This window comes from Pseudomonas sp. IT-347P, from assembly GCF_949768005.1.
GTDB lineage: Bacteria > Pseudomonadota > Gammaproteobacteria > Pseudomonadales > Pseudomonadaceae > Aquipseudomonas.
The window spans coordinates 1-14316 of sequence record NZ_CATKPQ010000005.1; the positions used below are offsets into that span (position 1 = coordinate 1).

General features: G+C 56.8%; 14 protein-coding genes. 6 read left to right on the forward strand and 8 right to left on the reverse strand.

Annotation, left to right across the window (positions count from 1 at the left end; all coding sequences use genetic code 11):
• From ACM6IV_RS02735 to ACM6IV_RS02750, 4 genes are all read left to right on the forward strand, one after another.
• Positions 1–720, forward strand: a 720-nt coding sequence (locus ACM6IV_RS02735) for an RHS repeat-associated core domain-containing protein (protein WP_414868628.1), incomplete at its 5' end; no start/stop codon positions are given.
• Positions 717–1103: a hypothetical protein gene (locus tag ACM6IV_RS02740; protein ID WP_414868629.1), complete on the forward strand. Its 387-nt coding sequence runs from the start codon at positions 717–719 to the stop codon at positions 1101–1103. The genes ACM6IV_RS02735 and ACM6IV_RS02740, both read left to right, overlap by 4 nt.
• Positions 1104–1239: 136 nt before the next feature.
• Positions 1240–1614, forward strand: coding sequence for a hypothetical protein (locus ACM6IV_RS02745; RefSeq protein WP_414868630.1), 375 nt, complete (start codon positions 1240–1242; stop codon positions 1612–1614).
• The gene (locus ACM6IV_RS02750; protein WP_414868631.1) at positions 1614–2030 is read left to right on the forward strand and encodes a hypothetical protein; all 417 of its coding nucleotides are present in this window, start codon (positions 1614–1616) and stop codon (positions 2028–2030) included. The genes ACM6IV_RS02745 and ACM6IV_RS02750 overlap by 1 nt, the downstream gene beginning before the upstream one ends.
• Positions 2031–2117: 87 nt before the next feature.
• On the opposite strand, the gene ACM6IV_RS02755 is transcribed toward ACM6IV_RS02750, so the two are convergent.
• The gene (locus ACM6IV_RS02755) at positions 2118–3908 is read right to left on the reverse strand and encodes a bifunctional diguanylate cyclase/phosphodiesterase (protein WP_414868632.1); all 1791 of its coding nucleotides are present in this window, start codon (positions 3906–3908) and stop codon (positions 2118–2120) included.
• Positions 3909–4040: 132 nt separating this feature from the next.
• Complete coding sequence (locus ACM6IV_RS02760; RefSeq protein WP_414868633.1) at positions 4041–6125, reverse strand: carboxy terminal-processing peptidase; 2085 nt, start codon at positions 6123–6125, stop codon at positions 4041–4043.
• Between the two features lie 138 nt (positions 6126–6263).
• Here ACM6IV_RS02760 and ACM6IV_RS02765 point away from each other — a divergent pair, with 138 nt between their 5' ends.
• A complete protein-coding gene (locus ACM6IV_RS02765) occupies positions 6264–7226 on the forward strand; it encodes a zinc-binding dehydrogenase (RefSeq protein WP_414868634.1) in 963 nt (320 codons plus the stop codon).
• Positions 7227–7371: 145 nt separating this feature from the next.
• On the opposite strand, the gene ACM6IV_RS02770 is transcribed toward ACM6IV_RS02765, so the two are convergent.
• The 6 genes from ACM6IV_RS02770 to ACM6IV_RS02795 form a co-directional block, all read right to left on the reverse strand.
• Positions 7372–8025 carry an HAD family hydrolase gene (locus ACM6IV_RS02770; RefSeq protein WP_414868635.1) on the reverse strand — a complete coding sequence of 218 codons (654 nt, stop codon included), beginning with the start codon at positions 8023–8025 and terminating at the stop codon, positions 7372–7374.
• Between the two features lie 34 nt (positions 8026–8059).
• Entirely contained in the window at positions 8060–9049 is a 990-nt protein-coding gene (locus ACM6IV_RS02775; protein WP_414868636.1) for an ABC transporter ATP-binding protein, read from the reverse strand.
• On the reverse strand, positions 9046–9846 hold the full coding sequence (locus tag ACM6IV_RS02780) for an ABC transporter permease (protein ID WP_414868637.1): 801 nt from the start codon (positions 9844–9846) through the stop codon (positions 9046–9048). Before ACM6IV_RS02780 ends, ACM6IV_RS02775 begins: the two co-directional genes overlap by 4 nt.
• Entirely contained in the window at positions 9833–10669 is an 837-nt protein-coding gene (locus tag ACM6IV_RS02785) for an ABC transporter permease (RefSeq protein WP_414868684.1), read from the reverse strand. Before ACM6IV_RS02785 ends, ACM6IV_RS02780 begins: the two co-directional genes overlap by 14 nt.
• Positions 10670–10674: 5 nt before the next feature.
• Positions 10675–11481 (reverse strand): alkaline phosphatase family protein, encoded by an 807-nt coding sequence (locus ACM6IV_RS02790; protein WP_414868638.1) that lies wholly within the window; start codon positions 11479–11481, stop codon positions 10675–10677.
• Between the two features lie 181 nt (positions 11482–11662).
• Entirely contained in the window at positions 11663–12730 is a 1068-nt protein-coding gene (locus ACM6IV_RS02795) for an ABC transporter substrate-binding protein (protein ID WP_007916337.1), read from the reverse strand.
• A 351-nt stretch (positions 12731–13081) separates the two neighbouring features.
• Here ACM6IV_RS02795 and ACM6IV_RS02800 point away from each other — a divergent pair, with 351 nt between their 5' ends.
• Positions 13082–13795: a UTRA domain-containing protein gene (locus tag ACM6IV_RS02800; protein ID WP_007916338.1), complete on the forward strand. Its 714-nt coding sequence runs from the start codon at positions 13082–13084 to the stop codon at positions 13793–13795.
• Positions 13796–14316: the final 521 nt, after the last annotated feature.

Sequence of the window (14316 nt, forward strand, 5' to 3'; positions counted from 1 at the left end):
CTGACCCTGGCCGGCGACGACTACCTGAACCAGCCGCTGCGCTTTCAGGGGCAGTACTTCGATGCGGAGAGTGGGCTGCATTACAACCGCCACCGGTATTACGACCCGAGGTTGGGGCGGTATTTGACGCCGGATCCGATCAAGCTGGCGGGTGGGTTGAATCAGTACCAGTACGTGCCGAATCCCACTGGGTGGGTGGATCCGTTGGGGTTGAGTTCCAATTGTCCGGGTGGAGATAAATGCAAGAAGCCAACTCTTGAGTCAAACGACCCGACCACAAAAATAAAGAGTACTGAAAAATATGTTGCGCGCTCTGTACCGCAACCGACGTACTTGTATCGTGGATCTGCAAAAGACCCATCGGAAGTCTTCGAAAACGGTTTTAAAAGCAAGGGAGATAGCAACGACCTATTTCTTCACTCAATCGATAGTGACTTTCCTCCAAGCAACTTTATTAGCACCTCTCTCTCAAGGGAGATGGGGAAGGCATTCGCTACCAGCTATTTCACACGTCCTGGATTTCTTTACACACTGAAAATGATCCCAGGCCATGACTTGAAAAAAGAGTTAGGTGCATCTTATAGGTTTAGTAAGGAACAGGAAATTGCCATCCCTAGTCAGATTAAAAGGGAAGATATTCTTGGTGCTACACTGATTATTGATGACGGCAGAGAATTTGGTTACTCAATTCCTAATCCGCACAGGGAAATAAGCAAGTGAGAAAAATATTTACAGTTGACGTTGTGATGAATGGCAATAAGAAGAGAATTGATCTTGCTTGTGACTGTGTAGCTATATCTATAACAGTCGAGTTCGGTGGTGGGCCAAAAAAGACGTATTTTGGAAGTGATTTCTATAGGTGTTTTGCGGCATTAAGAAAAGATAATGATGACATGGTTTTTTATTGTAAGGGTGCGAAGACTAACGTTCATCCATCAAGCATGTCTTCGCAGATGTCTCTCGGGTTGAAAGCATATGAGTTGGTGATCGGTAGAGAACCGTCAATAGATGATCTCGTATTCATCTTTGATTATGAGGAGAAGGACTTGTCAAATGATCCCGATGAGCAACGGCAGTTTTATTTGAATTGGATGACTTCTTGAGTGTTGCGAAGTAACTCGATCTTTTGGTGCTTTGGTGTTTGAGTATTGAACTTAGGTGGCTGTTTGAGACTTTGTTTTTTAGTAGTTCTTTTATTGCTGTTAGTTGAATATTGTTTTGATATGGGAGATGAAGATTATGAGTGCAGTCAATAGTGATGAAGGGAAAAGTTGTGGTCTTGGTGGTTGTCAAACAGCAAATAAAAAAAGTGATATTGCAGGGGGTTCTTTCAGAGGCGTTCCTAGCTCTAGGTTTATTAGTTATCGGGCGCAAATGAACGCATATAATGAGGCGCTGACCAGGGAGATCAGAAACATGCCGCGCTTTACGGGTGAGGATAGTATGGGGAATTTGGTCGTGCGGATGCCCGCAGAGGGTGTGGGTGAAGGATATGAGCCTAATCCATCTGAACCGACAGAGCCTAGATTCATGCCTAAAATGAATGCGTTTGAAATGAAGTTTGATTTTGAAACTTTACAACCCTACGCCCTGTACCCGGTGGAGAGTGTTTGATGTTGAAGCACCCCTATCTTGATGTTCCATATAATCCCCAGTTGAAGCATTTTCTTGGAGGGTTCGATATATACGATTGCGAGGAGACGCTGGGCTCGGAGTTGGCGGAGTACGATCCTGAGTGTCATTCGGATAGAGTGGGTCTGATATATAAGTTTATCGTGAAAAGATTTTCTAGTCTGACTTATCGGCACAAATTTGTCTTGTTTTCCGTGTTGGGTGAGGCTTTGGATGGAGAAATAGGTGATCTTGCTAAAGTTTTTAAACATGATCCGTTTTCTCATTCATTGCTCCCATTTGGTTGGAGCGAGATGAAAGATCCGAAGAGTTTTTTTGAACACATATACTCTATCCTATCCGAAGTCTGGACTGATGATTTATACCTAGCCAGTCAGGAAGATTGCTCAACGTGGTAGCTGGCATTAGAAGCAGAACCTGGCGTGACTGTACTGACGCCTTCGCGGGCAAGCCCGCTCCCACAGGGAAGTATGTCGTTTGAGGGATCAGCGTTGACCCGTTAGCTGTGGCTGATGGAGTACTGTGGTTGTAAGGCTTTCCAGTAAGTGAACGCTATACCCCGGAACATTCTTCGCATGATGCTTCGCCTGCGAAGCCATCTCCGCAAGCTGACTGGCATCAAGGTGTGCGCAGGCGTCGGGCTGTAGATGCACGACGCCGATGGACAGCGACAACAGCGGAAACTCCTGCCGCACTCCCTGGCGATTTGGTGCGATGAAGCAGCCAGCCTCAAGGTGTTCGGTGCGATAGAACCGTCGGCACTGACTCTGGAAGTCATCGAGCAATTGATTGAGGCGTTTGCGCCAGTCGTCCGGTCCGAGGACCAGGAGGAAGTCGTCGCCGCCAATATGGCCAACGAAGTCGCGGGATGGATCTACGCGCTCGTTGAGGCATTGCGCCAGGCACAGCAGCACTTCGTCGCCGCGCCCGTAACCATAGATATCGTTGAAGGGTTTAAAGCTGTCGATGTCGACGTAGCAAATGACCGACTCGCGCCCCTGCTGCAGCAGCCGGGTCAGGCATTGCTGGATCGGTACGTTACCGGGCAGCAAGGTCAGCGGGTTGGCGTAACGCGCCTGTTGAATCTTCAGTTCGGTGATCAGTTTGAGAACATCGATTACCCGGCCGAGGCCGAGGTAGCTGCCGTTGAGGGTGATGATGAAGTCTTCTTCGATGCGTTGGCGGGCGCGGCTGGTGATCAGGCGGCTGACTTGTTGCAGTGACTGGCTCATCTCCACGGCAAGGAAGTCGTCGTTCATCAGGCGACTGATCGGTTTGCGCGCGAACAGGTCGGTGGCGAACGGTTTGAGCAGGGCATCCGACAACGAGTGACGGTGGACGATGCCGCAGGGTTGGCCTTGTTCGTCGAGTACCGCCAGTGAGTTGAGGTTGGCCTGACGGCGGAAGGCTTCCAGCACGGTGGCAGTGGGTGTGTCGCGATGCATGGCCGGTTGGTCGTTGAGCAGGGCACTGAGGTCGCTGCCTTCTTCGTTCAGCGCAACGCTGCTGCTGTCGTGTTTGGGCATCAGGGCGCGCGCGTCGCGCGACGGGTGTTCCTGGGGGCGACCGAGCAAGTAACCCTGTACCAGATCGACACCCATTTCAGTCAGCACCGCGAGTTCTTCCGGCAATTCGATGCCTTCGGCGATGACTTGCGCACGAGAGGCTTTGGCGATTTGCAGGATCGAGCCAACGAACTCACGCTTCAACGCGTCCTGATGAATGCCATCGATGAAGTGCCGATCAATCTTCACGTAGTCCGGACGCAACTCCGACCACAGACGCAGGCTCGAGTAGCCAGCACCGAGATCATCCAGCGCAATGGAAAAGCCCATGGCACGGTAGTGATGCAAGGCGGTTTGCAGCAACTGGAAATCGTCGATGGGCGTCTGTTCGGTCAGCTCGATGACTACCTGACTCGGCGGAATGCCGAAATCCTGCAGCAGCTGCAATGTGCGCCCCGGTTGATGGGCGGCTTCAAGCAAGGATTCCGGCGAGACGTTGAGGAACAGTTTGCCCGGCAGTTGTTGCTCGTTGAAGCGCCGGCAAGCGCTCTGGCGGCAGGCGATTTCCAGCTCGCTCAAGCGCCCGGCCTGGCGGGCCACGGCGAACAGCGCGATCGGCGAGTGAAGAGGGCTGTTGGAAGGGCCGCGCGTGAGGGCTTCGTAGCCGAGAATGCGCCGTTCCGAGAGGCAGATGATCGGCTGGAACAGGCTGTGTAATCCGCTTTGAGTCAGGATCGAGCTCAAGGCACTCAGCTGTTCGGTCGTGGTCATGGCAATCTCTGGCGAAAAAAAAGGACTGGGAGCGCTCTCGATGAAGAGAGTGGCTCCCAGTCCTTTATTGCACGACAGAATGATGACTGTTTGATGACGATCCGAGGATCATCAGCACTAAATTGCCATCACTTACTTCTTGGCCACCTGATTGCTCAGCTTCAGGTAATCCAGCAGAACGCGCCCGGTTTCGCTCAGGTAGGCATCGTCTTCTGGTTTGACCTTGTCCGGATCAGCGGCCGCAAGGGCGTCTTCGTCTTCTTTCTTCAGCTCTTTAAGCGGCTCTTCGCCTTTGGCCTTGCGACGGATGTTCTCCATCGTCAGTTGCTTGGCGTCGATGTCGTTGTGCTGGGCACGGCGCTCGGCTTCGTTGAGGCTGACGGTTTTTTCTTCCATCAGTTTCTGCGCCAGGGCCAGCTTGTCACGGATGAACACAAACTCGGCATCCTTGGCGGTGCGCGTGTCATGTTCGGACTTGAGCTGGGCAAGGAACGGTTTGAACGGATCGGCCGCCGGTTTGATTGCCGCGCGAATGGTGTCCCACGGCATGGCTTCCGGCAGTGCGCTCTCGCCGATTTCCTTGGTGTCGATCAACGACGGGTAGTCGATGTCCGGCAACACGCCCTGATGCTGGGTGCTCTGACCGGAGACCCGGTAGAACTTGGCCAAGGTCAGTTTCAGTTCGCCATGGTTCAGCGGCTGAATGGTCTGCACGGTGCCTTTGCCGAAGGTCTGGCCACCGATGATCAGCGCGCGGTGGTAGTCCTGCATGGCGCCGGCGAAGATCTCCGAAGCCGAGGCGGACAAGCGGTTCACCAGCAACGCCATCGGGCCTTTGTAGAACGCGCCCGGGTTTTCATCTTCCAGTACGTCGACACGGCCATCGGCGTTACGCACGAGGACGGTCGGGCCTTTGTCGATGAACAGACTGGTCAGCTCGGTGGCTTCCTGCAGGGAACCGCCGCCGTTGTTGCGCAGGTCGATGACCACGCCGTCGACTTTGTCTTTCTGCAGCTCGGTGAGCAGCTTCTTGACGTCGCGGGTGGTGCTCTTGTAGTCCGGGTCACCGGCACGGAACGCTTTGAAGTCGAGATAGAAGGCCGGGATCTCGATCACGCCGAGTTTGTAGTCCTTGCCGTCCTGTTTCAGGTTGAGCACGGATTTCTTCACGGCCTGGTCTTCGAGCTTCACCGCTTCACGGGTGATCGGCACGATCTTGGTGGTCTGGTCGTTCGGCGCATTGCTCGCCGGAATCACTTCCAGACGCACCACGGTGCCTTTCGGGCCGCGGATCAGCTTGACCACTTCGTCCAGACGCCAGCCGACCACGTCGACCATTTCTTTGTTGCCTTGGGCAACGCCGATGATCTTGTCGGCCGGGGCAACCTGTTTGGTCTTGTCGGCGGGACCCGCCGGTACCAGACGCACGACTTTTACCTGGTCGTTGTCGCTCTGCAACACGGCACCGATACCCTCGAGGGACAGGCTCATGTTGATGTCGAAGTTTTCCGCGTTATCCGGCGACAGATAGTTGGTGTGCGGATCGTACGACATGGCGAAGGTGTTGATGTACGCCTGGAAGATGTCTTCCGGACGGGTCTGGTCCAGGCGCGCCAGCTGGTTCTTGTAGCGCTTGGTCAGGGTTTCCTGGATCTGCTTCGGCTCTTTGCCGGCGATCTTCATCCGCAGCACTTCGTCCTTGACGCGTTTGCGCCACAGGTCGTCGAGTTCAGCGGTGGATTTGAGCCAAGGGGCGTCCTTACGATCGATCAGCAAGGTTTCCTTGGTGGTGAAGTCCATCTTGTCGACGCCTTTGTTCAGCTCGGCAAGGGCGAAGTCCAGACGCGCCTTGACGCGGTCCAGGTAGCGCTTGTAGATGGTGAACCCGGCGTTGAGGTCGCCGCTTTTGAGGAAGTCGTCGAACTGGGTCTTCCACTTGTCGAATTCGGCGATGTCGCTGGCCATGAAATAGCTGCGCGACGGATCCAGCAGCTTGAGGTAGCTGTCGTAGATGATCACCGAGCGCGCATCATCGAGCGGCGGCTTGCTGTAGTGGTGACGCTTGAGCAACTCGACGACGTTCAGGCTGGCGATGACTTCATCGCGATCAGGCTGCAACTTGTCCCAGCTGTTGGCTGCGAATGTAGTGCCCGACACCGGCAACAAACCGATACCGATGAAAAGAGCGAGGGCGGTGCTGGGGAGCAAATGCTTCATGCTGATTCGACGCGGGGACAATTGATAACGCATATTAGGCCGTCTTTGAAGTCGCCGGTTCTACGAGAGCCGGTCGCATAATGCAAAAAGCCCGGCGCTACAGCTTCGGGCTCAGTCCAGACTCACTATGGAGGCACTGTGAAGGCATTGCAAGGCGTTGACGGTCAAGTGGCGTGGGTTGAACAGCCGAGTCCTACGTGCGATGTAGGACAAGTCCGCATCCGAGTGGCGGCAGCGGGCCTCAATCGCGCCGATTTATTACAGAAAGCGGGGCTCTATCCGCCACCGCCAGGAGCGAGCGAAGTGCTCGGTCTTGAGTGCTCCGGGGTCATCAGCGAGGTCGGCGCGGGCAGTGCGTGGCAGGTCGGCGATCGGGTTTGCGCCTTACTGGCCGGGGGCGGGATGGCCGAAGAGGTGGTCGTCGACGGACGGCACGTGCTGCCGGTTCCCGAAGGCGTGGCGCTGATCGAAGCCGCCGCATTGCCTGAGGTTTATGCAACAGTCTGGTTGAATGTATTTCAACTTGCGGCGCTCAAACCGGGTGAGAAAGTTCTCCTGCATGCCGGTGCGAGTGGAATCGGTTCAGCCGCCATTCAGTTGTGCAAGGCGTTCGGCAATCCGTGTTGGGTCAGCGTCGGTTCGGCCGAGCGGCTGGCTTACTGCGAAGCACTCGGCGCGCAGGGCGGGGTGGTGCGCACCGATGATCTGGAGAGCTTGCGTGATTTCGGGCCGTTCAATGTGATCCTCGATCCGGTCGGCGGCAATTACTCGGCTTTGAACCTGAAGCTGATGGCGCTGGATGGGCGCTGGGTGTTGATCGGTTTGATGGGCGGGCGCGAGGCGAAACTGGATCTGGCGCAGGTCTTGGCCAAGCGAGTGCAACTGCTGGGTTCGACGTTGCGCAGTCGCGATGATCAGTTCAAGGCGGATCTGTTGAGTGATCTAGGGCAGCAGGTGTGGCCGCTGTTTGCTGAAGGGCGGTTGAGTCCGCAGTTGGCCAGGGCGTTTGCGGTGAAGGATGCCGAGGCGGCGTTTGCGGAGTTGGCGAGTAATACCGTTTCTGGAAAATTGGTATTGGTGATTGACGAAAGTCTGAGCTGAGATCAAGGCAAAAAGCCCCTCACCCTAACCCTCTCCCAAAGGGAGAGGGGACTGACCGGGTTGTTCTGTCGAGGTACATCGACCTGACACATGGTGTCGAACTCAGGTTCGGGATGTCAGCCTGCAATCGTAGATTAAATCTTTGTCATTTCCAGAGATGGATTGGCCAGTCGGCTTTTTCCGCGTGTTCCAGCAGCACTGGATCCGGATTCACCACGTGCGGGAAATCCACCTTCAGCAACAACGGCAGATCATTGCGTGAGTCAGAATAGAAACTCGCGCCCTCCAGGTTTTCTTCTTCGGCATCCAGCCATTCCAGCAAGCGCGTGATCTTGCCTTCGCGGTAGGTCAGGGTACCAACGGTGTTGCCGCTGTACACGCCATGGGCGACTTCCAGTTCGATGCCTAAAATCTCGTCGATGCCAAGGCGATCGGCAATCGGTCTGACCAGGTGCGTGCCCGACGCCGAGATCACCAGAATCCGGTCTCCCGCCTTGCGGTGGGCGGCGATGGTCTTGGTCGCGTCGCTGAAGATGATCGGTTCGATGAAGTCTTCCACCCACGGCCCGACCAAATGATCGACTTCTTCCGGCGTGCGGCCGATCAGCGGTTCGAGGCTGAATGCCATGTACTCTTCCATGCGTAATTTGCCATGGCTGTAAGCGTCCATCAGTTCGTTGTTGCGGCGCATGAACGACTCGGGATCGACCCAGCCCAGGCGCCCCATCTGCTCGCTCCAGAGGGTGGCGCAGTCGCCGTGGATCAAGGTTTCGTCCAGATCAAAGATTGCCAGGGCCATCAGTGCAGTTCTCTCTTCAACGTCAGCAAAGTCATCAGGCTACCTCACACAGGGCCGTCGGATCGATGGAAAGTGCCAGTCGCTGACCATCAGGATGCAGATCGGCGGCGGAGCGGTTGAGCACATCCACCACCAGTTCCACGCCGCGCGCTTCGATCCGGTAGCGGATCACGTTGCCGAGCAGGCTGTGGCTGCGGATCTGCGCGTCGAGTTCGCCTTCAAGGCTCAGTTCGATGGCTTCCGGGCGAATGGCGATGCGGTGGTTGATCGGGCGCTGCAACAGCTTCGACGCGTCGGCGGCATCGAGCAGGTTGTAGTTGCCGATGAACCCGGCGGCGAACACATCGACCGGCGCGGTGTACAAGGTTTCGGCATCGCCGCTCTGGACGATTTTTCCCTGATTCATCAGGAAAATCCGGTCAGACATGGTTAGCGCTTCTTCCTGATCGTGGGTGACGAAAATCGTCGTCAGGCCGAGTTCGCGTTGAATCTGCCGGATCTGTTCACGCAGGTGTTTACGAATCCGTGCATCGAGTGCCGACAGTGGTTCATCCAGCAGCAACAAGCGCGGGCGGGTCACCAGCGAACGGGCGAGGGCAACACGTTGGCATTGGCCACCAGAAAGCTGATGCGGATAGCGGCTGGCGAAGTCGTTCAGTTCAACCAGTTTCAACACCTCGGAAACGCGTTTATGGCTGTCGTCGGCATTGACCTTTTGCATGCGCAAACCGAAGGCGACGTTTTGCTCGACGGTCATGTTGGGGAACAGCGCATAGCTCTGAAACACCATGCCGATCCCGCGCTTTTGCGGACTCAGCGGCACGATATCGACGCCATCCAGCAGGATCTTGCCGCCATCGACCAACGTGAGGCCGGCGATGCAGCGCAGCAGCGTGGACTTGCCGCAACCGGACGGGCCAAGCAAGGTAACGAACTCGCCCTTGTTGATCTCGCAATCGATGTCGCTAAACACCGTGGTGCCCGCATAGCTTTTCTGCAGGTGTTGGACGCTGACATAGCTCATTCGCTTTTGTCCTTGTTCAAGATGTTGGCGATCCAGGTCAGGACCAGCACGAAGAAGAAATACGAGATGACCAGCGCACTGGTGAAGTGGCCGCTGCTGTTGCGCATGTTGTTCAGGTACACCTGCAGGGTTTCGTAGCGCGTGCCGACCAGAATATTGGCGAACACGAACTCGCCGAACAGGAACGAGAACGACAGCAGCAACGCCACCATCAGGCCTTTGCGCAGGTTCGGCAGCACCACCAGAACCGCCGCTTGAAAGGTGCTGGCGCCGAGCAGTTGCGCGGCGTCCATCAGGTCGCGCAGGTTGATCGCCTGCAGGTTGTTGGTGATCGCCCGGTACATGAACGGCAGCGCCACGGTGAAGTAGCAACCGATCAGAATCCACGGCGTACCGACCATTGCCATCGGCCCGGAACCGTAGAGCTGCAACAGTCCCACCGAGGACACCACCGGTGGCACCGCGAAGGGCAGCAGGATGAGGATGTTCATCAGCGCATCGAGTTTCGGGAAGTGGTAATGCACGACGAACAGCAGCGGCAGAATCAGCACCACTGACAGCACCAGCGCGCCGACGCAGACCAGCAACGATTGACCGAAGGCGTGCAGGAAGCGCGGATCGCTCCACAACTGGATGTACCACTTGAAGGTGAAGCCGCTGGGCAGGATGGTCGCCGACCAACTGCTGGCGATCGAATAGATCAGCGTGCCTATGAGGGGTAGCAAGAGGATTGCGAACAGCAGGTAAACCACGACGCGGTGGTAGAGGCCGGCCGGGCCGGATTCAGCGCGAGACATGGTAGCTCCTCTTCAACAGCAGTTGATGCACGACGGTGACAATGGTCATCAGTGCCACCAGCACCACGGCCAGGGCGCTGGCCAGATTCGGGTCGAGGGAAATGTCACCGGAGACCATCGCCGCGATACGGATCGGCAGCACGTTGAAGTTGCCTGTCGTCAATGCGTACACCGTGGCATAGGCGCCGAGGGCGTTGGCCAGCAGGATCACGAACGTACCGAGCAGCGCCGGGGTCAACACCGGCAGACCGATGTGCCGCCAGAACTGCCAGCCGTTGGCACCGAGCAGCGCGGCGGACTCGCGCCAGTCTTCACGCAAGGCGTCGAAGGCCGGGTAGAGCAGCAGCACGCCAAGGGGAATCTGGAAGTAGGTGTAGAGGATGATCAGCCCGGTTTTCGAGTACAGGTTGAAATCCTGAATGATCCCCGACTGTTTGAGCATAATGGTGATGCTGCCGTTGAAACCGAGCAGGATGATGAAGGCAAAGGCCAGCGGCACGCCGGCGAAGTTGCTGGTCATGTTGGCGAAGGCATTCACGAAATTGCGCAGTTTCGAATCGACGCGACGCAGCGAGTAGGCCCCGAGGACGGCGATGAAGATGCCGAACACGCTCGACCAGAAACTGATCTCGAGGCTGTACTGGATTGCCTGCAAGTAGAACTTCGAGCTGAAGATCTTGCTGAAGTTGGCGAAGCCCCAGCCGAACTCTTCCGATTGCAGGCTATTGATCATCACCCAGACCAGCGGGGCAATTTCAAAGACGATAAAGAACAGTGCGAACGGCACCAGGCACAGCGCCGCCAGCCATTTGCCGCGAGTCATCGAATTCACTTGAGTAACTCCCGGCACACAGGTTTGTCGTGAGGCACGCCGAGCAGTTCGCAGACGGTGCCGCAGATCTCGGTTTGCTTGGGGGCCGCGCCAGCGTTGAGGCTGAATGCGTCACCGAGGACAAACAACGGCACCTGACGTTCTTCCGGCAGCAGGCCGTTGTGCGAGCGATCATTGTTCATGCCGTGGTCGGCGGTCACCAATACCTGATAGCCGGCGTCGAGCCAGCTCTGCAGATAGTCGGCGAGGATGATGTCGGCGAAACGCGCGCTATTGCGGTATTGCGAAGAGTCGAGGCCGTGTTTGTGCCCGGCGTCGTCGATGTTCATCGGGTGGATCAGCAGGAAATCCGGTGCGTGGCGCAGGCGCAGGTTTTCGGCGTCGGCGAACAGGTGCGAATCCGGATAATGATCGCTCCAGTAGAAGTGCCCGTGCTGGATCGGTAGCGACAGATTGTCGGTGTGCCGGTCACGAGCGGCTACGAACGGTGAGCGGTTGTACAACTCGCTGACCCAGTGGTACGCCGCGGCGGCGGTTGTCAGACCGGCATCGCGGGCGTAGTGATAAATGCTGCGCTGGTTGGACAAGCGCGAGACGTCGTTGTGAACGATGCCGCTGTCGATCGGCGGCACGCCGGTGAGAATGCATTCATAGAGCGGTCGGGACAGGGCCGGCAGTTCGCACTCCAACTGATAGAGCGCGGCGCGTCCTGCGCCAACATAAGCCTGCAGATGCCCCATGGCGTGACGCGCGACCTCGTAGTTGAGGCCGTCGAGCACGACAAGGATGACGTTGTGCTTCATAGGGGCAAAAACTCCGCGAAATTCAAATATTCCGAAATCCACTCAATCCCCCTGTGGGAGCGGGCTTGCTCGCGAAAGCGGTACATCATTCAACAGTGATGTAACTGACACGACGCCTTCGCGAGCAAGCCCGCTCCCACATTTGGATCTTCAACAGGTCACCCAATGGTGATCTGCAGTGTTATTTCATCTCGACGATGACTTCCTCGTTCCACTGCTGTGGCAGAGCTTTCGACGTTTTTTCCCACGCATCGGCGTCTTTGATCGGAGTGACCTTTTTGTACTGCTCGTTCGGCAGCAGTTTGGCTTTCACGTCTTCCGGCAGTTGCAGGTGTTCGGCGCGGATCGGACGGGCGTTGCCGCGGGCGAGGTTGGTCTGGCCGGCGTCGCTGAAGATGTATTCGCGGGTCAGCTTGGCGGCGTTCGGGTTTTTCGCGTACTTGTTGATGATCGTGGTGTAGCCGGAAATCACCGAACCGTCCGAGGGAATCAGCACCACGTAGTCATCCGGGTTGGCCATCTTCGCTTTGTAGCTGAGGCCGTTGAAGTCCCAGACCACGCCGACTTCGATCTCGCCTTTTTCCATGGTGGCGATGGTCGGGTTGGCCATCGACAGGCGACCCTGTTTGGCGATGTCGGCGAACAGCAGCAGGGCAGGCTTGATGTTTTTTTCGTCGCCACCGTTGGCCAGTGCCGCCGCGAGTACGCCGTTGGCCGCTTGGGCGGCGGTGCTCACGTCACCGATCGAAACTTTGTATTTGCCGCCCTTGAGGTCAGCCCACTTGGTCGGTACTTCGGAACCGTGCAGCAGTTTTTTGTTGACGATGAATGCGATGGTGCCGGTGTAGGCCAGTGCCCAGTTGCCGTCCTTGTCCTTGGCCCAGTCCGGGACTTGATCCCAGGTGCTTGGCTTGTACGGTTGCACCACGCCTTGCTTGACCGCGATCGGGCCGAAGGCGGCACCGACGTCGCCGATGTCGGCGGTGGCGTTGTCTTTTTCTGCGGCGAACTTGGCGATTTCCTGAGCCGAGCTCATGTCGGTGTCGATGTGTTTCAGGCCATAGGTTTTGGCCAGGTCTTCCCAGGTGCCTTTCCAGTTGGCCCAGTCATCGGGCATACCGACGCTGTTGACGGCGCCTTCCGCTTTCGCAGCGGCCTCGAGGGTTTTCAGATCGGTGCCGGCCGCCATGGCGGAGGTGCACATTGCAATGGTCGAGCCTAACAGTGTTGCCAGGAAAAGCTGTTTCATTCCGAAGCTCCTTGGTCGTGTTCAACGCTGCGATTGCGGTATGTGTTGGTCTAGGTCAGCAATACCTGAGCCAATTTAAGGGCGCTGGATGACACTTTGATGTCGGCGGCCTTGTGTCAGACCTTTTATTTGCCCGGTATTGGCGGCTGCTCGATAAGCGTAGACCATGCCCAAAGGCCCGTGGAGCAAGGGACTTGGCCGATGTATTGCAAGTCGTGAAGACGACCGTTCGGTAGTTTTGTCATCTCTCGGTCATCTGCACTGCCTAGGCTTGCAACATCACGAAACGGCTTGATCGCCGTGCGGTTTTGCCCTGAAACAGTGCTGGTCTAGTCCAGATAGGTAACGTTGATGCGCGATGAGGCAACAAAAGCGGTGACAGCGATTGGTCAGGTGTTGCAGGAGCAACTCGATCATGGACTGTTGGCGGCGGGCAGCAAGTTGCCGGCCGAGCGCAAGCTCAGTGAGTTGTTCGGTACGACGCGGATTACCGTGCGTGAGGCGCTTTTGCAACTGGAGGCTCAGGGGCAGATTTATCGTGAGGAGCGCCGTGGCTGGTTCGTCTCGCCGCCGCGTCTGGCCTATAACCTGATGCAGCGCAGCCACTTTCACGCGATGGTCAGTGCGCAGGGGCGGGTGCCGTCGACCGAGGTGATTTCGGCGCGCTTGCAACCTGCGTCGGCGGCGGTGTGTGCGTGGTTGCAGTTGCCGGCGTTGTCGAGCGTGATTCAGATTTGCCGGTCGCGGCGCATTGATGGGCGGTTGGTGTTGTATGTGGAGCACTATCTGAATCCGCAGTTTTTTCCGGGGATTCTTGAGTTTGATTTGAATCAGTCGATGACCGAGTTGTATGCGCGGCATTACGATTTGCACTATGGGCGGGTGCGCTTTGAGATCGTGCCTACGTCGTTGTCGGTGGATGCGGCGGCGGCCTTAAGGGTGTCGGTGGGGAGTCCGGGGTTACGGATTGCTCGGGTCAATTATGATCAGCATGAGCGGTTGATTGATTGTGATCTGGAGTTTTGGCGGCATGATGCGATTCACGTTGGGGTTGATGTGGTTTGATCGTTTTGGGGGCATATCCGTTGCTGCGGGTGTTGCTGATTAGGGTTCCGCCCTTACGGCGGGTCACTTTTTCCAGGCGCCGAAAAAGTAACCAAAAAGGCTTGCTCCTGCGTGCGGCCCGCTCGCTGGGGCTCGGGGTTCCTTCGCTGCGGGATCGATCCGGGCGCAGCGTCTCCGGTTTGCTTCGCTGCACCTCCTCTCGCTGTGTTTGGCTGCGCCAAACGGTCGCTGCGCTCCCGCCCCCGGATCAATCCCTCCACTCAGCCTTCCGACGTCGCCCGTGGATCAAGATCAAAAGCGGTACTCGAGCTTGCGCTCATTGTGTTGAGTGGTGAGAAGCAGAAGCGGTATAGGTTTACCGGTTGGATTCAATCCTTGTGGGAGCTGGCTTGCCAGCGATGGCGGCCTGACAGCCGACCTGATTTTCGCAGATTCCACGCGATCCAATTGTAGGAGTGAGCCTGCTCGCGATGGCGGCCTGACAGCCGACCAATTTCTGGCAGGCTGCACACGGTCCAAAT